Source organism: Herbaspirillum huttiense (assembly GCF_047300815.1).
GTDB classification, from domain to species: domain Bacteria; phylum Pseudomonadota; class Gammaproteobacteria; order Burkholderiales; family Burkholderiaceae_D; genus Herbaspirillum; species Herbaspirillum huttiense_A.
The window spans coordinates 2,345,933-2,367,800 of sequence record NZ_CP178608.1; the positions used below are offsets into that span (position 1 = coordinate 2,345,933).

The following is a 21,868-nucleotide window of genomic DNA, read 5'->3' on the forward strand; positions in this document are numbered from 1 at the left end:
CTTTGACTCCTCAGGCCGGCATGCCGACGGCACCCTGCATCTGCCTCAACCGCATCAGACGAACGCGTCCTCGCCCTTGGCACCCAGCACGATCTGGCCTTCGTCGGCCAGGCGGCGCACGATCTGCAGGATGGCCTTCTGTTGCGCATCGACTTCGGACAGGCGCACCGGTCCCTTGGATTCCAGGTCTTCCTTCATCATCTCGGCCGCACGCTGCGACATGTTGGCGAAGATCTTGTCGCGCAGGCCTTGCGAGGCACCCTTCAGGGCCACGATCAGCGACTCGGACTGGACTTCGCGCAGCAGCAGCTGGATGCCGCGGCCGTCGATGTCGATGATGTTCTCGAAGACGAACATTTCGTCCATGATCTTCTGTGCCATGTCCTCGTCGTAGGAGCGCAGGTTGTTCATCACTGCGGTCTCGTTCTCGCCCGACATGAAGTTGAGGATTTCGGCCGCGGTGCGGATGCCGCCCATCTGTTGTTTCTTGAGGCTTTCGTTGCCGGTCAGCAGCTTGGTCAACACGTCATTGAGTTCGCGCAACGCGGCCGGCTGCACGCCGTCCAGGGTTGCAATACGAAGGATGACGTCGTTGCGCAAACGTTCCGTGAAATTGTTGATGATGCCGCAGGCATGGTCGCGCTCGAGGTGGACCAGGATGGTGGCGATGATCTGCGGGTGTTCGTTGCGGATGAGCTCGGCCACCGACTGCGCGTCCATCCACTTGAGGCTTTCGATACCGGAGGCATCGCGCCCGCCCAGGATGCGGTTGAGCAGGGAAGTGGCCTTGTCGTCGCCCAGGGCCTTGGTCAGCACGCTGCGGATGTATTCGTCCGAATCCAGGCCCAGCGAGGAGGCCTGGCCGGTCTCGGCGACGAAGGCTTCTAGCACTTCGTTGATTTCCTCGAAGCTGACGTTGCGCAGGGCCGACATGGCCGCGCCGAGCTTCTGGACCTCTTTCGGGCCCAGGTATTTCATGACTTCGGCGGCCTCATCCTCGCCCAGGGCGAGCATGAGGATGGCACCTTTCTGAACGCCGTCGTTACTCATTGTTCACCCATGACTTGATGATGCTTGCCACCAGCTTCGGATCATTCTTGGCCCACTGCTTGGCGGTTTCCAGATTGGCCTTGTACTGTGCGCGTTCGTCCACTGCCGGCTCGCCGGAGAGGTTGACGATGGCGTCCGGATCGTCCGGATCGAAGCCGGCGGCAACCGCGGCGGCAGCGGCGGCGGCTTCGGCCTCGGCCTTTTCCTTGGCCAGGCGCTCGCGCTCTTCGCGGCCCGACAGCTTCCAGACGATGGGGCGCAGCACACGGAAGTAGAGGAACAGCAGGACCGCAGCCACCAGCACGTACTTGCCGATTTCCTTGGCCAGTTCGATCATGCCCGGCTGCTTCCACAGCGGCACTTCCGGTTCCATGTCGGTGCTGAACTGGGTATTGACCACGTTGAGCGAGTCGCCGCGATCCTTGTTGTAACCCATCGCTTCCTTGACCAGGTCGGTGATCTGATTGCGCTCGGCCTCGGTCAGGGGGCGCATCACGATCTTGCCGGTATTGTCCAGGGTGCGCTTGTAGTTCACCACCACGGCCACCGTCAGGCGGCGCACGCCACCCATGGGTTGCTGGGTATAGCGGACCGTTTTGTCGACCTCGTAGTTGATGGTCTCGTCCTTGCGCGAGTTGCCGCTGGCCGCAGGCGTCGGGGCCGCGCCATTGGGCGTGGCTGCCGTACCATTCTGATTGGCCGCGCCGTTGGCGGCCGCCGGATTGACGATCTGCGCGGTGGCCGGGGCAGGGGGTTGATTGGTCAGTGCGCCCGGTACGCCCGAGGTGCCCGACGTGGCGCTGTTGGCCTCGCTGCTCTGCTTGCTGCGTACGGCGGCAGTGTCGCGGGTCTGGTTGGGCTTGTAGGCCTCCGAAGCCTGCTCGCTGCGGGAGAAGTCGACATCGGCCGTTGCTTCGGCACGCACGTTGCCGTTGCCGACGATGGGGGCGATGATGGATTCGACGCGCTTGACGATGTCCTGCTGCATGTCCTGGACATACTTTAGCTGGGTCGGGTCGAGCGTGTTGGTCTGGGCTTGCTTGGTGGTGTCGGAGAGCAGGTTGCCGTTCTGGTCGACGATGGTCACCGCCTTGGGTGAGAGCTCAGGCACGCTGCTGGCCACCAGGTGGACGATGGCGCTGACTTGCTGCTGGTCCAGGAAACGGCCCGGGTAGAGGCTCAGGATCACCGAGGCAGTCGGCTTCTGCTGGTCGCGCACGAACACCGAGGCCTTGGGCAGGGCCAGGTGGACACGAGCGGTCTGGACCGACGCCAGGGATTGCACCGAGCGTGCCAGTTCGCCTTCCAGCGCGCGCTGGAAGTTGACCTGCTCCAGGAACTGGGAAATGCCCAGCTTCTGGTTTTCCATCAGTTCGAAACCGACGTTGCCGCCCTTGGGCAGGCCTTGCGAGGCCAGCTTCAGGCGAGCGTCATGCACCATGTTCTCGGGGACCAGGATGGCCGTGCCGCCGTCCGAATACTTGTAGGGCACGTTCATCTGCTGCAGGGAGGCCACGATGGCGCCGCCGTCGCGGTCATTGAAATTGGCGAACAGGACGCGGTACTCGACCTTCTGGCTCCACAGCCAGATGCCGGCCATCAGCGCCAGGGTGGCAGCGGCAGCAATGATGAGCAAGATGCGCTTGCCCTGCGGCGAACGGGCGTAGCCCATCATGCCGCCTTGTGCAGCCTGCCCCTGGGGCATGCCCTCGGGATTGCCGAGTTCGCCCGGATTGTTGGTTTCGCCGGTCATCGTGCCGTCGGCTGCTACCGCCATGATTTCCCCTCTGGCGTTCCCTCGATTGCCAGCTTGATAAAGACTTTGATCACTGCCTACCTTTGTGAGGTTTTTTGCTCAGTGTGGATTGTCCGTTGACAGGAAGAATTTGATCGCCCGAACAGAATGGCAAATTCCCCGCTTATTGGGGTGTTTTGTCAATGCGGCAGTGTTAAGGTGCTGCTGTAGTTGGCGGAAGTGCGTGTTGTACTTTTGCCAAGCGGCAAAAAATGAACTCAAGAGGTGGGAAATGGCAATCGACAGCGTGATTGATACCAGCAAGATCGAGGCAATGGTCGCCCAGTTGAAAGCGGCCGCGGCGCGCGCCCAGGGTGGCGTGGCTCCGGTCCAGAGCGGCGTGGCGGCAGAAAAGCCGGCGCAGCGCGTGGACTTTGCGGACGTACTCAAGGGTGCGATCGACCAGGTCAATGATTCCCAGCAGAAGGCCGCAAAGATGTCGCAGGCCTTTGCCATGGGCGATGACAGCGTAAACCTGTCGGATGTGATGATTGCTTCCCAGAAGGCGAGCATTTCCTTCCAGACCAGTATCCAGGTGCGCAACAAGCTGGTCTCGGCTTATCGTGACATCATGACCATGCAGGTGTGAATTTTCTGGCAATGGGCCGGGCTGCTTGCCGGCGCGGCCTGCGATAACAAAACACCCCAGCGGCCGGCTATCCGGTGGCTGGGGTGTTTTGCTGTTGGGCGCCGCCGCACGGGCGCGCCGCTTACATCATGCCGGAGGCCTTGGCGTTCTGTTCGCGTTCCAGCTTGGTGATGAAGCGCTGGATGGCGGCCAGGACGGTACGCGGGATGTCGATGAACTGGCAGCCGAAGCGGTTGACCACCTTGCCGTTGGTCATCTTGAATTCCTTGCAGTCACGCACCTGCAGTTTGACCGAGACCAGGGTGTTGTCACCCAGCTCAAGCTGGCAGTCTTCGTACACGGCGCCCGGCGTAGAGGGCAGCAGCTTTTTCTCGTCGGTGATGCCGACGCCGCCGGCGCTGATGTTGTTGAGCAGCGTGACGACGGTGACAAACGAGCCATCGGCCTGGGTGATGCGGAAGGTGCAGCGCAGCGGCTTGGCGATGGGCGTGGGAATGCGGAAGTATTCGCGCCGTTGCAGGCGTACCAGGCTTTCCGGGATGCCGACCTTCAGGGCCGGGCGGCTCTGATACTCGACCTTGCGGGCACCGTCCACGTTGAAGGTGATGCGGATGCTGTTGTAGAGGGCTTCGAAACCGATGCGCTTGCTGGCCACGATGCTCTCGTTGAGCATGGCGCTGGGTGCTGCATCGATGATGAGCGAGTCGTCATCCTCATCGACTTCCAGAATGGAAGTGATCACGGATTCGGATCCGCCCTTGATCAGCAGGCTCAGGAGCTGGTTCTTCTCCATCATGCTGGTCAGCAGGGCAATGATCTCCCGCCGTGAATGAACCCGGTATGGGCTGTCGTCGTCGATCTCGTCGTTGTTAGCCATCTGTGCGTCGTGTACGTCGGAATTCAGCGAGTAGAATCGCTTTCCCCAGAGGAATTATTGGAATAGTTTGACCCTGTATCATACATCACAGACCCGCTTAATTGCATATTTTCAATACGATATAGCCAGGCCAGCAATTCAGCGACGGTGCGGTACAGGGCAGGGGGGATTTGCTGGTCCAGTTCGACCTGCATCAGCAGCGAGACCAGTTCCTTCGATTCGTGGACGTAGACGCCCGCATCGCGCGCCCGCGCGATGATGGCTTCGGCCACCAGGCCGCGGCCCTTGGCCACTACCTGGGGGGCTGCCTGGCTGGCGTTGTAGGCCAGGGCCACGGCATTTTGCAGGGGGATGTTAGGTTTCTCCATCGGCTTGCTTGACGATCAGGGAGTCGAGGGAGGTGCCGGCGGCGGCCATGGCGTTGGCAAACAGGCCAGTATTGCCGCGCAAGGCAGCGGCGGCGGCTTCATTGTCCGCTTTCACTTGGACGTGGATCTGCTGGCCAATCAGGCGAATCGAGGCCGATACGCTGCCCAGGTGCGCGAAATTGAAGCGCACCACGCTGTGCCAGCTGGGGGCGTTTTCTTCGTCGTTGCCGCGTGAGTCGGGATTGTCCTGGCCGTGTTCCTGGCTGATTTCCCATTCCATCTTCTGGCCCGGCCAGATCTCGCCATGCCAGACCACGCGCTGCTGTTCCAGCGCATTGAGCTGGAGGTTGATGATCTGCCCCAGCTGGTTCTGGGCCGGATCGCTGTCGTTGAGCAGGTTGATCTCGCCAGCGCTGCGAGCGGCCACCTGGGCTTGCGGCTCCTTCATGAGCTCTTCCGCGGGACGTTGGCCGGCGGCCCAGGCGGCGACATGGGATTCATAGAATACACCGCTGTAGCTGATGCCATCCTTGAGCGCAGCCGCCATCTGGTCGGCCGGGACGCTGGCTTTGGGCAGCAGCGGGGCAGGCGCATTGATATGGTCGGCCACGTCGCCTTGTTGCGAAGCGTGCAGCAAGTTGTCGATCAATCGTCCTGCGTGACTGAGTGTGGTCGTGGTGCTGGCCGGTGCGCCTGACTGGCCCTGGCGCGCGCCTTTGGCCTGGGCGTCGGCGGCGACATCCTCGTTCTGCGCGATCTGGCCGGCACCGCTGTCATCGCGCGTGACGAACTGCAGCGACTTCAGGTCCTTCTGCATGGCGCGTCCGGCCGTGCTCAAGGCGACCGAGGCGCTTTCCTCGTCAGGGCGAATGCTGCCTTCGTTGACCGAGAAAGTGGGGCGGGGATCTTTGGAGACCAGCGTCAGGGTCAGCGTATCGCCGACCTTGGCACTGTTGGGCAGCACCATGCGCGCGGCCGTATTGGCGATGCGTACCAGGAAGGTACCGTCGTTGAAGTTGGAGAGGATGCGGCCCGACATCTGCTGGCCGATGGCAATCTGGGCCAGGCGACTGAAGGCTTCCTGCCTGGCATCGGCAACCGAAACGACGGCAGTGGCCGCTTCGACTGGATTGACGGGCTGGACGGCGCTGGCGATATCGGCCCGCGGCAACATGCTCAACTACCCATGCCGTAGGTATTGAGGAGCTTCTGTTCGGTCTGGTTGCTTTGGATCAGCGCCGAGAGCTTGCGCAATCCGGGTTCGGTGAGGTTGCGGATATCGCGGTCGTCTTCCAGGATTTTCTTGATGATGTCGACCTTGCGATGGCGCAGCGGCTCGGAGAGCGTGATGTTTTCTTCACTGTTGCGCAGGCTGGCAATGTGCTGGCCGCACTGGGCCTCCAGCGCTGCCAGCAGATCCCAGTCGCCGGCGCGGGCGGCCGAACGCATCTCGTCGGTCAATTGCGAGATGGACTCGTAGAGGGCGATGACGTCATCACCGTTCATGTCAGTCAAGCCTTTGCAAAGCTGGGTTGGGCGCTGTCTTGCAGGAAAGCCATCTGCGGTGCCGATTGCGCGGCGTTGGGGCCGATCTGCTCCCAGGCCGAGCGGATGTCATCGAGAAGACCGTGGATTTCGTCCAGGATGGCCGGGTTGTTGGTGGCATTGGCCTCGAACAGCCTGCGGCTCATGTATTCGTACAGCGAATCCAGGTTCAGGGCCAGTTCGCCGCCGACTTCCTTGTTCAGGCTGGCGCGCAGGCCATTGTCGATGATCAGGATGGCCTTGGTGATGGATTCGCCCTTGTCCTTGATGTTGCCTTCGCCCATGGACTTCTTGCCCAGGGCGATGGCCACCAATGCGCCGTCGAAGAGCATGGTGATGAGCTTGTGGGGGCTTGCGGCGATCACGCCGGTTTCTACCCCGATATTGGCGTAGGCGTTGGCGCCGCGTTTCATGCTTCCGAACATGACGTTCTCCTATGTTCGCGGTAATGCTTCAACCGCTCTTGGCCAGGCTGGCCAATTGCTGGGTCAGGTAGCTCTGCGTGGACTGCATGCTGGCCAGGGTGGTGTTGAGGCGATTGAACTGGTTGGTGTAGTCGTCCTTCAGGTTCGACAAGCGCGTCTGCACCGTGCTTTGGCGATCCTGGTTGATCTTCAGGCTGGCCTGCAGACCATTGGTCTTGGAGGCGATGATGCCGCTGTCGCTCAGCAGGTTCGTCAGCAGGGTCTGCAACTTGGTGACGATACCATTTTTGGACGATGTAGTGTTGGTCGTATCCGGATCGGTGCCAGTGAAGAGATTGGCAATGCCGGCGAAATTGTTGGTGGTCGCCGTCGACAGCTTGGTGGCGTCCAGCGCCAGGGTGCCATCCTTCTGGAAGCTGATGCCGATGTCGGACAGGCTGCTGATGCCATTGCCGCCATCGACGTTGGCAAACAGGGTGTTGCGCAGCTGGTTCATGATGGTCTGCACCGACGATTCGCTGGCCAGCGGTGCCGAGTTGTTGGCCTGGCCCAGGGTGGTGGAGGGCGTCTGTGCAGTCATCCCGGCCACTGCTTTGGCCAGGGTGTTGTAAGCCGTCACGAAGCTGTTGGCTGCAGTAGTGATGCCTGAAGTGTCGTTGCTGATGTTCAGGGTGAAGTTGTCGGCCGAGGTGGTGACCTTGGACAGATTGAGCGTCACGCCGGAGATGACGTTTTCGACCTTGTTGCTGGTGCTGGTGACGGCCACGCCATCGATGGACAGTTTGGCATCCTGGGCCTTGAGCAATTGGCCCATGCCGCTCATGGTGAGGCCTGAATAATCGCCGGTACCGGTCAGGGAGACTGCCGCCGTGGCGCTGCTGCCGGTGGGGGTGAGGACCAGGTGGTTGTTGGTGCCGTCATTGCTGATGGAGGCGGTCACGCCCGCGCTGGCGCCGTTGATGGCGCTCATGACCTGGTTCAGGTCGATGTTGCCGCTGCCGTTGGCGGTGGGGTTGATGGCCACCGTGGTGTCGCCCACCTTCAGGTTCAGCGTGCCGGAAGTGTAGGTTTGGCTGGTGCTGACGTTGGGCGAGATGACGGTCCCGCTGGGGTCGGCACTGAAGACCGAATAGTTGCCGGTGCCGGTGATCTTGATGGTATTGGCCGCGCCGCTGTCCTTGGCAGTGATGACCAGGTGGTCGTTGGTGCCGTCGCTGACGATGGTGGCATTGACACCCGCATCGCTGCTGTTGATGGCGTCCCGCACGCCGGCCAGGGTATTGGTGGCAGGCTGGATGATGGCAGTCGAACCGGTACCGGTCTTGATGGCCAGGATGCCGTTGTCGAAGGTGGTGCCCGGTGCGATGCTGGCCGAGCTCAGTTTCTGCGTCTGCGCCAGTTGCGAGACCGCTACCGAGTAAGTGCCCGAAGCCGCCTTGGTGGCGTCACGCGGTGCCTGGGTCTGAGTCATGGTGCTCGGCGTGGAGCTCGACGGATCGTAAGCAAACGCGGACAGGCTGTTGTTGGCCGAAACCTTGATGGTGTTGGCGGTGCCGCCGGTGGTCGACTCCAGCACCAGGTGGTCGCCGCTGCCGTCGGTGGTAATGGAGGCGCTCACGCCAGCCTTGGAGGCGTTGATCGCATCGCGCACGCCAGCCAGGGTCGAATTGGCCTGCAAGGTGATGAAGGTCGGAGAATTGGTGCCTATCTTGATGGCGATCGAATCGCCAGCATTGTAAGTAGTGCCACTGCTCACGCCTGCGGATTGCAGCTTCTGCGCCAGGATTTTGGTCGAGTTGTCGCTGTTGACGTCAGCCGTGAAGGGATCGGTGGTCAGGTTGGTGCCGGTGCCGGCATTGCTTACCGAGCTCTTCTGGGCGCTGAAGCTGGCTGCGGTCAGGGCCTTGATGGCGGACTGATAACTCGACAGGGCACCCTTGAGGCTGCCATAGGCGGAGATGAGGGTGTTGTAGCTGCTGGCCTGGGTGGTCAGCGGGGTCAGCTGCGTCTGGCTTTCGGCCGAGATCAGTTGACTGACCAGGGTAGAGACATCGAGCGGGCCTGCCGATGTGGAAATGGTGCCGGTTGAAGTGGCCACGGTTCAACTCCTGAATCTTTGCGTGAGGCACAGCGCTGAGCAGTTATCCAGCGCGGTCAAGAGGAGATGGGCTCTCAAGTACGGCGTCGGGGCAGAGGGGGACGCTGTGCGGAAAACTATCTGAATCCGTTATGAACTGGGGTAGCCGAATCCGTCATGCGCAATGAAAGCACATTGACGCATGCGGTTGTTCGAGCCACTGCAGTTCGTACCAGACTCGAGGAAAAACTCAAGCCTTTTCCTTGATCAGCAAGCCTTGCATCTTGTCGATCGACTTGGCGATGGCGATCGCTTCTTCACTGGGAATCTGGCGAATCACGGTATCAGTTGCCGTATCGACCACCTTGATGATGGTTTTGCCGGTGTCCTGGTCTTTGGAAAAATTCAACGCGGCAGCATTGGCAGCCGCAAAATCATTCAATTTGCCCACGGCATCATTGAGTTCAGATTCGGTTGCGCGACGAGCTTCCGGGGTGGTCGCCGGTGCGACCGTCGATACCACGGGATCGGGCTTCTCGGCCGCCTTCGGCGCTGCATATGCAGTACCGGAGTCGCCAGCAGCGGTGATATTAAGTGGGGCAATCGACATGGTGCTACTCCCTTCCTTAAAGGAACGTGCGGAGAATAAGGCCTATCCCCCGCACGTCATCCTACCTAGCTATCTGGCTTATTTCAACAGCGAGAGGACCTGCTGCGGCGCCGAGTTGGCCTGCGACAGCATCGCGGTACCAGCTTGTTGCAGGATCTGCGCACGGGTCAGGTTCGCGGTTTCCTGCGCGTAGTCGGTATCCATGATACGGCTGCGCGACGCGGTGATGTTCTCGCTCGACACCTGCAAGTTGCTGATGACGGCGCTGAAGCGGTTCTGCACGGCACCGAACTCGGCACGCTTGGAGGAGATCAGGCTGATGGCCTTGTCCAGGTTCTGGATGGCCTTCTGAGCATCGCTCTGAGCGGACGGGTTGGCAACAGCTTGGTCCAGCGACAGCTTGGCGCTGTCAACGGCAGTCTGCAGGGACACAGCCGACGATGCCAGGGCGCTGGCCGACAGGGACGAACCGGTGGCGAACAGGTTGTCCAGATTGGCCTTGGCCGAGGTGTAGGCCGCTTGCGCAGTGCTCACGCCGGAGGTGTCGCCCAGACCGATGAGGCCCTTGGCGCTGGTGCCGATGACGGTAGCGATGGTGGAGTTGTTCGACAGGTCATCCAGGGTGATGGTGATCTGGTCGTTCAGCTTGTTGTCTTGCACGTTGGCACCGACCTGGAACGACAGGGTCAGGGAAGCCGACACGTTGGCCGACGAGGAGCCCACGCCAGCGGAGGCGCCTTGGCCCACGCCGGTGAACAGGTTTTGGCCGTTGAAGCTGGTGCCGTTCAGAACGCGGAACACTTCCTGCGACAGCTGGGTGTATTCGTCGTTGAGGGTCTTGCGGTCTTGCGCGCTGTTGGTGCCGTTCGAAGCTTGAACGGCCAGTTCACGCATACGCTGCAGGTTGTCGCCGACGGTCGACAGAGCGCCTTCAGCGGTTTGCGCCATCGAGATACCGTCGTTGGCGTTACGTTGAGCAACTGCCAGACCCTTGATCTGGGAGTTCATGCGGTCGGCGATAGCCAGGCCGGCGGCGTCGTCCTTGGCGCTGTTGACGCGCAGGCCGGAAGACAGACGTTGGATCGAGGTGTTCAGCGACGACTGCGACGCATTCAGGTTCCGCTGCGTATTGAGCGACGGAATGTTGGTATTAATGACTGCTGCCATGTTAATTCTCCTAAGATTTGAGACCGATGATCCGAGTTTCAGTGCCTAACGTTGGTCTTCTACCCATGAGCCCCAGGCGTTTCAACCTCTGTTGATTGCTTTATCGGGCAGTCTTGGAAAAAGTTTAGGGCTATTTGCAAAAAATCTTTTTCAAGGCTTTCCGAACTAAAACTGCGTGCTTTGAAAGTCCAAGCAAATCCTTTTTCGACGGCAATCCGGAAAACTTTAGCAAAATTGCTGTTGCGGCCAAGAAAAATGTTCTGAAAAGCAAAAACCGCCCCGAGGGACGGTTTCTGCGGAGTGACGAGGCTGCCGGGTTCGCTCAGCCTTGGGCTTTCTTCTGTTGCATGATGATCAACTCCTCGCCGACGCGCTTGAGCACCGAGTTCCAATCGCTGATGGCGGGCTGCCGGAACAGGCGCATGCCCGGGTACCAGGGGGAATCCTCGCGCTCATTGAGCCAGCGCCAGTCCGGGATATGGGGCAGCAAGACCCAGGTCGGATGGCCCAGGGCTCCGGACAAGTGGGCCACGGAGGTATCCACGCTGATGACCAGGTCAAGGTTGCTGATGACGGCAGCGGTATCGGCAAAGTCCTGGCAATCGTCGCCGAGGTTGAACACGGGGAGTTCGGCGGGCAGGGCCTTGAGGGCCTCCAGGGGCTTGCCTTTCTGCAAAGAGTAGAACTCCATGTTCGGCAAATCGAACAGTTGCTTGAAAGTATCCAGCGCAATGGAGCGGTGGCGATCGTTGCCGTGCTCAGGATTGCCGCCCCAGACCATGCCGATGCGCAGGTTGCGCTCGGATCTTGACATCGTGTTAATTTTTTCACGCCAGGTGGCCGCCAGGATGGGGTCGGCGGCCAGGTACCCCTCCGGATAGCGCGGGATGTCATCCACCGTGTGGGTCCGCATTGCGTAGGGCAGGCTCATGAGTACGTACGAGCAGTCGCAGGGCGGCAAGGGGTCGCTTTCCCGCACCAGCGTGATCTCCGGTGTGAAGGATTGGAACAGGCGGTACAAGGGATTCTTCACATGCACCGCCACGCGGGCGCCCTGGTCCATCACCAGGCGCACATAGCGCAGGAACTGGATGCTATCGCCGAAGCCCTGCTCGTGCATCAGCAGAATGTATTTTCCTGCCAGCGAGGACTTGCCGTCCCATTTTGGAATCAGCTCGAAGAGCTTGTGGATGAGGCGGTAGACGTGAGCCCGTTCCTTGGTGATCAGTCGGCTCTCATGGCACTCCCAGCCTTCTTCGAACTGCCCCTGCAGCAGCAGGGTCAATGCCAGGTTGTGCTTGGCGGTCGGATAGTTGGGGCGGATCGCCAGGGCCTTGCGGAAGTTGCCGATGGCATCTTCGCTGTCGCCGTGATCGTGCTGGATGGCGCCGATGTTGTTGTAGGTGAGGGCGTGCTTGGGGTCCAGGGCCAGGGCCTGGTTGAACATGCGCATGGCGTCGTCGAAGCGGTCGCCGGTGCTGAAATAGCTGGAGCCCAGCTTCACGTAGCCATTGGGATCCTTGGGCGCGATTTCGATGACGCGCAGCAAGTGTTCGTGGGCTTCCTGGATCCGGTTCAATTTCAGATAGGTGTCGGCGATCTTGTTATGGGCATAGGTGTCCTGGGGATCCAGGATGATGGCGGTCTTATGGGACTCCACTGCCTCGTTGTACATTTCCATGGCGTGGAGTGCCTCGCCCAGGGCTGTATGCGACGGTGCGAAGTTGATCTGCAGTTCCAGCGACTTGAGAATGATGGCTACGGCCTCGTTGAAGCGGTGCGCCTCGATCAGTGCGCGGCCCAGATGGGACAGGGGGCCGGGCGCATTGGGCTCGCGCTTGACGGCATCCTCGAAGTAGGCGACCGAGGCTTCCGGGTCGTTCTTTTCGTGCAGGGCATTGGCCAGGCCGATGCGTGCGGCGCGGTTTTCCTTGTCAATGGAGATGGCGTGCTCGTAGATGGCAATGGCTTCGTCAATGCGGTCCTGGTTCAGGATCGTACCGGCCAGGTTGCTCAGGTATTCAGCATTGTCGGGGTCGGCCTCGATGGCTTTGCGCAAATACGTTTCCGCCTCCGGGAACAGGCCCTCCTGCATGGCCACCAGTCCACGCGCGTGGTTGGCAAAGACCAGCTTGGGGGCTCTGGCGAGCACGGCCATGCAGAGCTTCTTGGCTTCCTCGGTTTTGCGGCTGTCCAGCAAGTCGAGGCTTTTGCGGATATCCAGCAGATCCTGCAGGTTGGACTTGGCGGCCGCCGGGGCCGGAATGTGTTTGCCGTGCTTGTTGCTGCTCTTGCGCGTCGACATCGAAAAGGGTCCTCTTGGTTGGGCGCATCGGTTGCGCCGGGCATAGCTATCCAGTCAGGATGATATGCGCAACCCGTCACAGGCGAAGAGGTGAATAGAAAGCAAAAAACCTCCGTTTTAGGCGGAGGTTCATGTATCAACAAGCGATGGGAGGCCTGCCGGGGCGCTTGTCCGGTAGCCGGGCCTGCACGCCGTGCAGGCTTCAGTTCCAGCTGCGCAGCAATCCCACGGCCAGTCCTTCGAGGGCAAACTGGTCTTCTTCCGGTTTGACGATGATGGGCTCGAATTCCGGGTTCTCGGGGAAGAGGGTGATGACGCTGCCGCTCTTCTGGTAGCGCTTGACCGTGACTTCGTCAGCCAGGCGGGCCACCACGATCTGGCCATTGCGCGCCTGGTCGGCACGCCGCACGGCCAGCAGGTCGCCGTCCAGGATGCCGGCATCGCGCATGGACATGCCACGCACCTTGAGCAGGTAGTCGGGCTTGGCCGGGAACATGGCCGGGTCGACCTGATAGGTCTTTTCCACGTGTTCCTGGGCCAGGATGGGCGAACCCGCCGCCACGCGCCCGATCAGCGGCAGGCTCAGCTGCATCAGGGCGGGATGGGGCAGGGCCATCTGGCGTGCAGTGCTGATACCTGCGGTGCCAGATTCGCGCAGGCGGATGCCGCGCGAGGTGCCGGGGGAAATCTCGATGGCGCCCTTGCGGGCCAGCGCCTGCAGGTGCTCTTCGGCGGCGTTGGCCGAACGGAAGCCCAGCTCGGCGGCGATCTCTGCACGCGTGGGAGGGAAGCCGGTGTTCTCGATGGCGTTCTTGATCAGGTTCAGGATCTGTTCCTGGCGCGCAGTCAGTTTGAGCATGAGGGTGGCCTTTCTCGGAGGGAAGGCTGTCTGGATGAACAGTCTGTATTTTTATACAGGTACAATCCTTGTGTCAACGGCAACATGCATATTCCGGTGCGGAAAAGGCACGCTTTCTTATTTATATAGAGTGCGCTGCAACTGAAGAATCTGGTTCTGAGCCGCTGGCGGCGATGTGCAGGGCCCGCGTTGTGGCCCTGCGGCCGCAGTGGCGTGACGCTGGCATTGCTGTCAGGACGGAAACCTAGTATGATCTCGGGTTTTCCTCTTCCCACACCCGTCTTGACGCCGGGGTGGGCGTCTTCAATAAGTCCATAAGGAGTCTACATGCGTCATTATGAAATCGTATTTATCGTCCACCCGGACCAAAGCGAGCAAGTGCCGGCGATGATCGAGCGTTACAAGGGCATCGTCACCACCCGCGGCGGCAAGGTCCACCGTGTCGAAGATTGGGGCCGTCGCCAACTGGCTTACCAGATCCAGAAGCTGGCCAAGGCTCACTACGTCTGCCTGAACATCGAAGTCGACAGCGAAACGCTGGCTGAAATCGAAACCGGCTTCAAGTTCAACGACGCCGTCCTGCGCCACCTGACCGTCAAGATGAAGAAGGCCGAAACCGGTCCTTCCCCCATCCTGAAGGCTGTGCAGAAGGAAGACGCGGCCAAGAGCCGTACCGAAGCACCGGCAGCTTAAGCGCTGCGACACCATAGCGGAGAGTGAACCAGCTTCAAGTCATCGCCAGCCTGGCCGAACGTGATGTATTGCGTTATACGCCGGCCGGTATCCCGATTGTCACTGCCAGGTTGCAGCATCAGTCGGAGCAGACGGAGGCAGGCATGAAGCGTCAGGTCGAATTCGAGATCGCGGCGCTGGCAGCGGGGGAAATCTCCGGTGCGCTCAACAGGGCGGCACTGGGTGAAGTCTTCCGGTTCACCGGCTTTTTAGCCCGCAGGAATCGCAATAGCAAGAGCGTCGTGTTTCATATCGTTGATTTTGGCCCGGTCGCGCCGGATTGAGCGGCGCAAGGTAGCCAAACAGACCTTACCCAATTTTTAGATACAGGAGCCAACCATGGCATTCGGTAAAAAGTTCGATAAAAGCAAGCTGAAAAACAAGCGCCAACAGCAAAACCCGCTGTTCAAGCGCAAGAAATTCTGCCGTTTCACCGCCGCTGGCGTTGAACAGGTCGATTACAAGGACGTGGACACCCTGAAGGACTTCGTCCAGGAAAACGGCAAGATCATGCCGGCACGCCTGACCGGTACCAAGGCCCACTACCAGCGTCAAGTTGACACCGCCATCAAGCGCGCGCGTTACCTGGCCCTGCTGCCGTACACCGATCTGCACAACGCCTAATCAGCGTCGAGAAATAGGAGAAAAACATGCAAGTCATTCTGTTGGAAAAAATCGTGAATCTCGGCGGTCTGGGTGATGTCGTGCGCGTCAAGGACGGTTTCGCACGCAACTTCCTGATCCCGCAACGCAAGGCCCGCCGCGCTACCGATGCAGCCATCGCTGAATTCGAAGCCAAGCGCGCCGACCTGGAAAAGGCTGCTGCCGAGAAGCTGGCCGCTGCCCAAGCCCAAGGCGAAAAGCTGACCGGCGCCACCGTGGAAGTGTCGCAGAAGGCCGGCGTTGACGGCCGTCTGTTCGGTTCCGTGACCAACTTCGACATCGCTGAAGCCCTGGGCAAGAAGGGTTTTGCTGTCGAGAAGTCGCAAGTGCGCCTGCCCAACGGTCCGCTCAAGACCGTTGGCGAACACCCGGTGTCGGTGGCTCTGCACACCGACGTGGTGGTCGACGTCACCATCGCAGTCAAGGGCGAGCAAGCGTAATACGCCTGTTTGCTGCAATTCGTTTTGCAATAAAAAAGCCGGGTTCGCCTGGCTTTTTTATTGTCAGTTGTGCAAAGGCATCCTGCCGCTGGCCATCTGCCTGGCGGGGTATGTCAATGGCTTCATATTGCATCCGTTCGCATGAAGCATCTGGTCGTGCAAAAACGTTCGGACGGACCTACGGCTTCACATCAGCAGGTTATAATGCGCGCCATGAAAGAATCGTCCCGCGGCAATCCAGAATTTTTCCGTGGCCAGAGAGAGTCATCGGACCCCCAGCTCGATGCGCTCCGTGTGCCGCCCCACTCCATCGAGGCCGAGCAATCGGTGCTGGGCGGCCTGCTGCTGGACAACGCAGCCTGGGACCGTATCGCCGACTTCGTCAGCGCTGAAGACTTCTACCGCTACGATCACCGCATCATCTTCGAGCACATCGTCAAGCTCATCAACAGCACCAAGCCTGCCGACGTCATCACCGTCTACGAAGCCATGTCCACCAGCGGCAAGGCCGAAGAGGTGGGCGGGTTGGTCTACCTGAATGCGCTGGCGCAAAATACGCCTTCTGCGGCCAACATCCGCCGCTACGCCGAGATCGTCCGCGATCGCGGCATCCTGCGCAAGCTCATTACCGTGGCCGACGAGATTTCCGGCAATGCCTTCAATCCGCAGGGCAAGGATGTGAAGTCCATGCTGGACGAGGCCGAATCCAAGATCTTCGCCATTGCCGAAGAAGGTTCGCGCGGCTCGCAGGGCTTCATGGAAATCCAGCCCCTGCTCACGCAAGTGGTCGAGCGCATCGACGAACTCTACAATCGCGACAATTCCAGCGACATCACGGGCGTGCCGACCGGGTTCATGGACCTGGACAAGATGACCTCCGGCCTGCAGCCGGGCGACCTGATCATCGTGGCCGGCCGTCCTTCCATGGGTAAAACGGCTTTCTCGATCAACATCGGCGAACACGTGGCCATCGAGTCGGGCCTGCCGGTGGCGGTGTTCTCCATGGAAATGGGTGGCGCGCAGCTGGCCATGCGTATGCTGGGTTCAGTCGGACGCCTGGACCAGCACCGCCTGCGTACCGGCCGCCTGCTGGACGAAGACTGGCCGCGCCTGACGCACGCCATCCAGAAGATGAACGATGCTCAGTTTTACATCGACGAAACGCCGGCGCTGTCGCCCATCGAATTGCGCGCACGTTCGCGCCGCCTGGCGCGCCAATGCGGCAAACTGGGGCTCATCATCATCGACTACCTGCAGCTGATGTCGGGCAACGGTGGCAGCTCTTCTGAAAACCGCGCGTCCGAAATCTCGGAAATCTCGCGTAGCCTGAAGGGCCTGGCCAAGGAACTCAATTGCCCGGTGATCGCGCTGTCGCAGCTGAACCGCTCGCTGGAACAACGTCCCAACAAGCGTCCCGTGATGTCCGACTTGCGCGAATCGGGCGCCATCGAGCAGGATGCTGACGTCATTTTGTTCATTTACCGTGATGAAGTTTACAATCCGGACTCGCCCGACAAGGGCACGGCGGAAATCATCATCGGCAAGCAGCGTAATGGCCCCATCGGCAGCATTCGCCTGTCCTTCCTGGGGATGTATACCAAGTACGACAACTATATCGGCAATCTGGCGCAGCCTTACGGCGGCGACTGATGCCAACGGCGGCGCGCCACCAGGGCGTGTCGCTGCACAAGGATCACGGGCGGCGTCGGGCCGCCCGTGTCATGCAAGGCGAACGGCTCCCAAGGCCGTTCGTGCAGGACCGGCAGGGCGGGGTACCGGCTTCCAAGGGGCAGCCGCAGGCCGGTTCGAAACGGCGCTTTACATGAGCGCTAACCATTGATGAGAGAGAAAAATGTTTGGACGATTGATGCCGACTGAAGGCAAATTCTTTGACCTTTTCAATCAGCATGCAGAGCTGGCGGTCAAGTGCGCGAAAGAAATGGTGGCGCTGATGACCAATTTCGACGACCTTGAAATTCGCGTGCACGCCATTGAAGCCGTCGAGAAGGAAGCCGACAAGGTCACGCACAATGCCATCGAACTGCTGCACAAGACCTTCATCACGCCGCTGGACCGCGATGACATCCACCAGCTGATCACCCGCATGGATGACATCCTGGACCTGCTGGAAGACGCGGCCCAGACCATCTCCCTCTACGACATCAAGGCCATCACGCCGGAAGCCAAGCGCCTGGCCGAGCTGTGCCTGTCCTGTGCGGAGAAGGTGCAGTCGGCCGTGGGCCTGCTGTCCAACATGGACAACTCGCGCCAGATCCTGTCGATCTGCCAGGAAATCGACCGCCTGGAGTCCGACGCTGACCACGTCATGCGTGCGGCCATGTCCAAGCTGTTCCGCGATGAACCGGACGTGCGCACCCTGATCAAGCTCAAGGCCATCTACGAAATCCTGGAAACCGTCACCGATCGCTGCGAAGACGTGGCCAACATCATCGAAGGCATCATCGTCGAAAACGCCTGATCTTCCGGCGTAGCGGCGATTCCCTCGATTTCCGACGGGGACGCCGCTGGTTTCATACAACGGTTTCCCCATGCAAACAATCCAAATCAGCTTACATATTCTCGCGTTGTTGATCGTCCTGGCCCTGCTGTTCGACTTCATGAACGGTTTCCACGACGCCGCCAACGCGATCGCCACCGTGGTCTCCACGGGCGTGCTGCGTCCGCAGACCGCCGTGGCCATGGCGGCCTTCTTCAACCTGGCGGCCGTGTTCGTGTTCCACCAGCTGCACGTGGCGGCTTCGGTGGGCAAGGGCACCATCGAACCGGCCATCGTTGACCAGTACGTCATCTTTGGTGCCCTGATCGGGGCCATCTTCTGGAACCTGGTGACCTGGTACTACGGTATCCCGTCCTCGTCCTCGCATGCCCTCATCGGCGGCCTGGTCGGCGCGGCCGTGGCCAAGGCCGGTACCGGCGCGCTGATCTCGGCGGGCCTGTTGAAGACGATTCTCTTCATCGTGCTCTCGCCCGTGCTGGGCCTGGTGTTTGGCTCGCTGATGATGCTCGTGGTGTCGTGGATCTTTTTCCGCTCCACACCACGCAAGATCGATGGCTGGTTCCGCCGCCTGCAGCTGCTGTCGGCCTCCATGTACAGCCTCGGGCACGGCGGCAATGATGCGCAGAAGACCATTGGCATCATCTGGATGCTGTTGATTGCCTCCGGCTATTCCTCTCCGGATGCGCCGCCGATGTGGGTCATCATTTCCTGCTATTGCGCCATCAGCCTCGGTACGCTCTTCGGCGGCTGGCGCATCGTCAAGACCATGGGCCAGAAGATCACCAAGTTGAAGCCGGTCGGCGGTTTCTGCGCCGAAACCGGTGGCGCGATCACCTTGTTCATCGCCACTGCACTGGGCATTCCGGTCTCGACCACCCACACCATCACCGGCGCCATCGTCGGCGTGGGCGCGGCGCAGAAGATGTCGGCCGTGCGTTGGGGTGTGGCCAGCAACATCGTCTGGGCCTGGATCTTCACCATTCCGGCGTCGGCCTTCGTGGCGGCGATCGCTTGGTGGATCGGCGTGCACGTGCTGTAACAAGCTGTCCGCCACGGTCGCTGCAAGCGCAGCGGCCGCCCAAAAGCAAAAAGCCACGTTTTCACGTGGCTTTTTGCTTTGATGCGGAAGAAAAGTGCTTACAACACGTCGCTGGCGTGATCGGCCAGGCGCGAGCGTTCGCCGCGCGCCAGGGTGACATGCCCGCTGTGCGCCCAGCCCTTGAAGCGGTCGACCACATAGGTCAGGCCGCTGGAGCCTTCGGTCAGGTAGGGCGTGTCGATCTGGGCGATGTTGCCCAGGCAGACGATCTTGGTGCCAGGGCCGGCGCGCGTGACCAGGGTCTTCATCTGCTTGGGCGTGAGGTTCTGGGCCTCGTCGATGATCAAGAACTTGTTCACGAAAGTGCGGCCGCGCATGAAGTTGAGCGACTTGATCTTGATGCGCGAGCGGATCAGGTCCTGGGTCGCAGCGCGGCCCCATTCACCGGCATCGCCATCGGACTTGTTGAGCACTTCGAGGTTGTCATCGAAGGCGCCCATCCAGGGGCCCATCTTCTCTTCTTCCGTGCCCGGCAGGAAACCGATGTCTTCACCGACCGGCACCGTCACGCGGGTGACGATGATTTCGTTGTAGAGCTTGGTCTCCAGCACCTGCGCCAGGCCCGAAGCCAGCGCCAGCAGGGTCTTGCCGGTACCGGCCTGGCCCAGCAGGGTGACGAAGTCGCACTCCGGGTTCATCAGCAGGTTCAGCGCGAAGTTCTGCTCGCGGTTGCGCGCAGTGATGCCCCAGACGCTGTTCTTGGCATGGCCGAAGTCGCGCAGGGTCTGCAGTACGGCGGTCTTGCCGTTGATCTGGCTGACCTGGCCGTAGAAAGCCGGTTCGCCATTCTTGGGTTCGATGAAGACGAACTGGTTGACCAGGAGCGAGGGCACGTACGGGCCGGTGACACGGTAGTAGGTGTAGCTGGTGCCGTGGCGGCTTTCCTGCCAGGACTCCATGCCCTTGCCATGCTTGTTCCAGAAGTCATCCGGCAGTTGCTGGATGCCCGAATACAGCAGGTCGGTATCTTCCAGAACGTGGTCGTTGAAGTAATCTTCCGCCGGCAGGCCGATGGCACGCGCCTTGAGGCGCATGTTGATGTCCTTGGAGACCAGCACCACCGGACGTTCCGGATACTGCTGGTCCAGCGCGCGGACCACGCCCAGGATCTGGTTGTCGGCCTTGCCCTCGGGCAGGCCTTCGGGCAGGGCGGCGTTCTGCAGCTTGGTCTGGAAGTACAGGCGGCCCTTGGCATCCTTGTTGCCCAGTTTGGACAGCGGGATGCCCAGGTCGATCGAGTCCTCGGCCACGTCCGATACCAATGCATCCAGCGAACGCGAGATCTGGCGTGCATTGCGCGCCACTTCGGACATGCCCTTCTTGTGGTTGTCCAGCTCTTCCAGCGTGACCATGGGCAGGTAGATGTCATGCTCCTCGAAGCGGAACAGCGAGGTCGGATCGTGCATCAGCACGTTGGTATCCAGCACGAACAGCTTGGACTTGCCCAGCTTGTCGGCCACGCGGCTGGTGGGCGACTTGGGACGGGCTTCTGCGCTCTTGGGAGCGGCTTTCGGTTTCTCGGCCACGGCGGCAGTCTTGCCGGTGATGCGCGCACGCGGCGCGGTGACCTTGGTGTCGGAGACGTCGGCAACGGCAACTGCAACTGCTTGGGGTGCAACTACGGCAGCGGAGGTTTCAACGAGTGTGATGTTCGGTTTGACGGGCTTGTTGCGATCGGCCTTGGGATAGTCCTCGGGAGACAGCATCGAAGCTGGTTTGCTCGGCATTTTGGGCAGGGGCATCAGGACCTCGGAAGTGGATGAAGAAAACACCGCTTTGTCAGAGCGAACAGGTGAAGCAATACATCAGACAGCAAAGAGCGGGATCTTGCTGCAAGGCCGGGCATGCCAATGAAATCCTTGCACCTGTGCTGCGGCGTAGCAGCCATTGCCGTACGGAGGGCAGACAGGGAATGGGCGAGGGCTTGATTGGCCTGGACGGCAGGGGTGGCAAAGTAAAAAGTAAAAAAGCCGTTTCGGCAGGCCACGGGCCTTAACCTGAAACGGCTTCCAGCAAACGTTTTTCTGTTTGAATTCAATGGCTTGTATCGTTTGACCGCATGGTTGGAACGCGTCGCAGAGACTTGCCAGGTACCCGCGCCGCGGCCTGAATCGATCGTTGCCGTCCGGAACCAGCTCGCCACAGCCGAGAGGGCTATTGCGCTGCAGTAACCGGACCGCTTGTCTCAGGAATCGAACTACATTCAGGCCAGGGTTTTGATGAAGGCCAGCACCTCATCCACGTGTGCAGGAACCTTCACTCCACGCCATTCTTTCACCACTTTGCCTGCGCCGTCAATCACAAACGTGCTGCGCTCCACGCCGCGAACTTGCTTGCCATACATGTTTTTCATCTTCATGACATCGAACATGGTGCACAGGGTTTCATCGGGGTCGGAGATCAGCTCGAAAGGCATGCCCAGCTTGCCCTTGAAGTTTTCATGGGACTTCAGGCTGTCGCGGCTGATACCGAAGATGTCGGTATTGGCAGCCTGGAACTGCGGATGCAGGTCACGGAACTGCATGCCTTCGGTAGTACAGCCGGGGGTGTTGTCCTTGGGGTAGAAGTACAGGACCAGGTTCTTGCCGCGATAGTCGGCCAGGTTGAAGGTCTTGCCACTGGTCATGGCGGCCGAGAAGTCCGGCACGGTCTTGTTCTGGAGGGATGGTCGGTCTGTCAAAGTGGCGCCCCGTAGGTGAAGTCTTGTTGGTGGATGGTTGGCGGGCCGGTTTCCCCGGCCCTGATAAAG

22 protein-coding genes are annotated in these 21,868 nt (G+C 60.5%); 8 read left to right on the forward strand and 14 right to left on the reverse strand.

Annotation, left to right across the window (positions count from 1 at the left end):
* Window positions 1-54: 54 nt before the first annotated feature.
* The gene (gene fliG / locus ACLRDN_RS10885) at window positions 55-1,050 is read right to left on the reverse strand and encodes a flagellar motor switch protein FliG (protein WP_034338562.1); all 996 of its coding nucleotides are present in this window, start codon (window positions 1,048-1,050) and stop codon (window positions 55-57) included.
* Window positions 1,043-2,827, reverse strand: coding sequence for a flagellar basal-body MS-ring/collar protein FliF (gene fliF, locus ACLRDN_RS10890; RefSeq protein ID WP_413460026.1), 1,785 nt, complete (start codon window positions 2,825-2,827; stop codon window positions 1,043-1,045). The genes fliG and fliF overlap by 8 nt, the downstream gene beginning before the upstream one ends.
* Before the next feature lie 250 nt (window positions 2,828-3,077).
* Between fliF and fliE the strand changes: the two genes are divergently transcribed.
* Window positions 3,078-3,434: a flagellar hook-basal body complex protein FliE gene (gene fliE / locus ACLRDN_RS10895; protein ID WP_413460027.1), complete on the forward strand. Its 357-nt coding sequence runs from the start codon at window positions 3,078-3,080 to the stop codon at window positions 3,432-3,434.
* Between the two features lie 121 nt (window positions 3,435-3,555).
* Here the strand turns inward: fliE and ACLRDN_RS10900 are convergent, their stop codons facing one another.
* The 10 genes from ACLRDN_RS10900 to lexA form a co-directional block, all read right to left on the reverse strand.
* The gene (locus ACLRDN_RS10900) at window positions 3,556-4,311 is read right to left on the reverse strand and encodes a flagellar brake protein (protein ID WP_413460028.1); all 756 of its coding nucleotides are present in this window, start codon (window positions 4,309-4,311) and stop codon (window positions 3,556-3,558) included.
* 23 nt (window positions 4,312-4,334) lie between these two features.
* Window positions 4,335-4,679 carry an EscU/YscU/HrcU family type III secretion system export apparatus switch protein gene (locus ACLRDN_RS10905; RefSeq protein ID WP_259434926.1) on the reverse strand — a complete coding sequence of 115 codons (345 nt, stop codon included), beginning with the start codon at window positions 4,677-4,679 and terminating at the stop codon, window positions 4,335-4,337.
* Window positions 4,666-5,853 (reverse strand): flagellar hook-length control protein FliK, encoded by a 1,188-nt coding sequence (locus ACLRDN_RS10910; RefSeq protein ID WP_413460029.1) that lies wholly within the window; start codon window positions 5,851-5,853, stop codon window positions 4,666-4,668. The genes ACLRDN_RS10905 and ACLRDN_RS10910 overlap by 14 nt, the downstream gene beginning before the upstream one ends.
* A gap of 2 nt (window positions 5,854-5,855) precedes the next feature.
* The gene (locus ACLRDN_RS10915) at window positions 5,856-6,185 is read right to left on the reverse strand and encodes a flagellar protein FliT (protein ID WP_413460030.1); all 330 of its coding nucleotides are present in this window, start codon (window positions 6,183-6,185) and stop codon (window positions 5,856-5,858) included.
* Window positions 6,186-6,190: 5 nt separating this feature from the next.
* Complete coding sequence (gene fliS, locus ACLRDN_RS10920) at window positions 6,191-6,649, reverse strand: flagellar export chaperone FliS (protein WP_413460031.1); 459 nt, start codon at window positions 6,647-6,649, stop codon at window positions 6,191-6,193.
* Between the two features lie 28 nt (window positions 6,650-6,677).
* A complete protein-coding gene (gene fliD, locus ACLRDN_RS10925; protein ID WP_413460032.1) occupies window positions 6,678-8,747 on the reverse strand; it encodes a flagellar filament capping protein FliD in 2,070 nt (689 codons plus the stop codon).
* A 229-nt stretch (window positions 8,748-8,976) separates the two neighbouring features.
* On the reverse strand, window positions 8,977-9,336 hold the full coding sequence (locus ACLRDN_RS10930; protein ID WP_413460033.1) for a flagellar protein FlaG: 360 nt from the start codon (window positions 9,334-9,336) through the stop codon (window positions 8,977-8,979).
* Window positions 9,337-9,414: 78 nt separating this feature from the next.
* Window positions 9,415-10,503 carry a flagellin gene (locus ACLRDN_RS10935; protein ID WP_413460034.1) on the reverse strand — a complete coding sequence of 363 codons (1,089 nt, stop codon included), beginning with the start codon at window positions 10,501-10,503 and terminating at the stop codon, window positions 9,415-9,417.
* A gap of 322 nt (window positions 10,504-10,825) precedes the next feature.
* Window positions 10,826-12,808 carry a tetratricopeptide repeat protein gene (locus ACLRDN_RS10940; protein ID WP_413460035.1) on the reverse strand — a complete coding sequence of 661 codons (1,983 nt, stop codon included), beginning with the start codon at window positions 12,806-12,808 and terminating at the stop codon, window positions 10,826-10,828.
* A 202-nt stretch (window positions 12,809-13,010) separates the two neighbouring features.
* Window positions 13,011-13,667 (reverse strand): transcriptional repressor LexA, encoded by a 657-nt coding sequence (gene lexA, locus ACLRDN_RS10945; protein WP_413460036.1) that lies wholly within the window; start codon window positions 13,665-13,667, stop codon window positions 13,011-13,013.
* A 327-nt stretch (window positions 13,668-13,994) separates the two neighbouring features.
* Here lexA and rpsF point away from each other — a divergent pair, with 327 nt between their 5' ends.
* From rpsF to ACLRDN_RS10980, 7 genes are all read left to right on the forward strand, one after another.
* Entirely contained in the window at window positions 13,995-14,360 is a 366-nt protein-coding gene (gene rpsF / locus ACLRDN_RS10950; protein ID WP_006462645.1) for a 30S ribosomal protein S6, read from the forward strand.
* Window positions 14,361-14,383: 23 nt separating this feature from the next.
* Window positions 14,384-14,683 (forward strand): primosomal replication protein N, encoded by a 300-nt coding sequence (gene priB / locus ACLRDN_RS10955; RefSeq protein ID WP_288066116.1) that lies wholly within the window; start codon window positions 14,384-14,386, stop codon window positions 14,681-14,683.
* Between the two features lie 55 nt (window positions 14,684-14,738).
* Window positions 14,739-15,023 (forward strand): 30S ribosomal protein S18, encoded by a 285-nt coding sequence (gene rpsR / locus ACLRDN_RS10960; protein ID WP_006462643.1) that lies wholly within the window; start codon window positions 14,739-14,741, stop codon window positions 15,021-15,023.
* A 26-nt stretch (window positions 15,024-15,049) separates the two neighbouring features.
* On the forward strand, window positions 15,050-15,502 hold the full coding sequence (gene rplI, locus ACLRDN_RS10965) for a 50S ribosomal protein L9 (RefSeq protein WP_039788422.1): 453 nt from the start codon (window positions 15,050-15,052) through the stop codon (window positions 15,500-15,502).
* Window positions 15,503-15,706: 204 nt separating this feature from the next.
* Entirely contained in the window at window positions 15,707-17,152 is a 1,446-nt protein-coding gene (locus ACLRDN_RS10970; protein ID WP_413460037.1) for a replicative DNA helicase, read from the forward strand.
* A gap of 202 nt (window positions 17,153-17,354) precedes the next feature.
* On the forward strand, window positions 17,355-17,981 hold the full coding sequence (locus tag ACLRDN_RS10975; protein WP_134222217.1) for a DUF47 domain-containing protein: 627 nt from the start codon (window positions 17,355-17,357) through the stop codon (window positions 17,979-17,981).
* 70 nt (window positions 17,982-18,051) lie between these two features.
* Window positions 18,052-19,059 carry an inorganic phosphate transporter gene (locus ACLRDN_RS10980; protein WP_039788418.1) on the forward strand — a complete coding sequence of 336 codons (1,008 nt, stop codon included), beginning with the start codon at window positions 18,052-18,054 and terminating at the stop codon, window positions 19,057-19,059.
* Between the two features lie 98 nt (window positions 19,060-19,157).
* On the opposite strand, the gene ACLRDN_RS10985 is transcribed toward ACLRDN_RS10980, so the two are convergent.
* The gene (locus tag ACLRDN_RS10985; protein WP_413460038.1) at window positions 19,158-20,861 is read right to left on the reverse strand and encodes a PhoH family protein; all 1,704 of its coding nucleotides are present in this window, start codon (window positions 20,859-20,861) and stop codon (window positions 19,158-19,160) included.
* 461 nt (window positions 20,862-21,322) lie between these two features.
* Window positions 21,323-21,799, reverse strand: coding sequence for a peroxiredoxin (locus ACLRDN_RS10990; protein WP_413460039.1), 477 nt, complete (start codon window positions 21,797-21,799; stop codon window positions 21,323-21,325).
* Window positions 21,800-21,868: the final 69 nt, after the last annotated feature.

Bases quoted from the DNA above. Each gene is read 5' to 3' on its own strand.
- ACLRDN_RS10980 (WP_039788418.1), top strand. From the start codon at position 18,052: ATGCAAACAATCCAAATCAGCTTACATATTCTCGCGTTGTTGATCGTC.
- ACLRDN_RS10930 (WP_413460033.1), bottom strand. From the start codon at position 9,336: ATGTCGATTGCCCCACTTAATATCACCGCTGCTGGCGACTCCGGTACT.
- ACLRDN_RS10940 (WP_413460035.1), bottom strand. From the start codon at position 12,808: ATGTCGACGCGCAAGAGCAGCAACAAGCACGGCAAACACATTCCGGCC.
- fliE (WP_413460027.1), top strand. From the start codon at position 3,078: ATGGCAATCGACAGCGTGATTGATACCAGCAAGATCGAGGCAATGGTC.
- rplI (WP_039788422.1), top strand. From the start codon at position 15,050: ATGCAAGTCATTCTGTTGGAAAAAATCGTGAATCTCGGCGGTCTGGGT.
- ACLRDN_RS10905 (WP_259434926.1), bottom strand. From the start codon at position 4,679: ATGGAGAAACCTAACATCCCCCTGCAAAATGCCGTGGCCCTGGCCTAC.
- ACLRDN_RS10935 (WP_413460034.1), bottom strand. From the start codon at position 10,503: ATGGCAGCAGTCATTAATACCAACATTCCGTCGCTCAATACGCAGCGG.
- ACLRDN_RS10985 (WP_413460038.1), bottom strand. From the start codon at position 20,861: ATGCCCCTGCCCAAAATGCCGAGCAAACCAGCTTCGATGCTGTCTCCC.
- ACLRDN_RS10970 (WP_413460037.1), top strand. From the start codon at position 15,707: ATGCGCGCCATGAAAGAATCGTCCCGCGGCAATCCAGAATTTTTCCGT.
- ACLRDN_RS10975 (WP_134222217.1), top strand. From the start codon at position 17,355: ATGTTTGGACGATTGATGCCGACTGAAGGCAAATTCTTTGACCTTTTC.
- rpsR (WP_006462643.1), top strand. From the start codon at position 14,739: ATGGCATTCGGTAAAAAGTTCGATAAAAGCAAGCTGAAAAACAAGCGC.
- rpsF (WP_006462645.1), top strand. From the start codon at position 13,995: ATGCGTCATTATGAAATCGTATTTATCGTCCACCCGGACCAAAGCGAG.
- fliF (WP_413460026.1), bottom strand. From the start codon at position 2,827: ATGGCGGTAGCAGCCGACGGCACGATGACCGGCGAAACCAACAATCCG.
- ACLRDN_RS10910 (WP_413460029.1), bottom strand. From the start codon at position 5,853: ATGTTGCCGCGGGCCGATATCGCCAGCGCCGTCCAGCCCGTCAATCCA.
- fliS (WP_413460031.1), bottom strand. From the start codon at position 6,649: ATGTTCGGAAGCATGAAACGCGGCGCCAACGCCTACGCCAATATCGGG.
- ACLRDN_RS10900 (WP_413460028.1), bottom strand. From the start codon at position 4,311: ATGGCTAACAACGACGAGATCGACGACGACAGCCCATACCGGGTTCAT.
- lexA (WP_413460036.1), bottom strand. From the start codon at position 13,667: ATGCTCAAACTGACTGCGCGCCAGGAACAGATCCTGAACCTGATCAAG.
- fliG (WP_034338562.1), bottom strand. From the start codon at position 1,050: ATGAGTAACGACGGCGTTCAGAAAGGTGCCATCCTCATGCTCGCCCTG.
- ACLRDN_RS10915 (WP_413460030.1), bottom strand. From the start codon at position 6,185: ATGAACGGTGATGACGTCATCGCCCTCTACGAGTCCATCTCGCAATTG.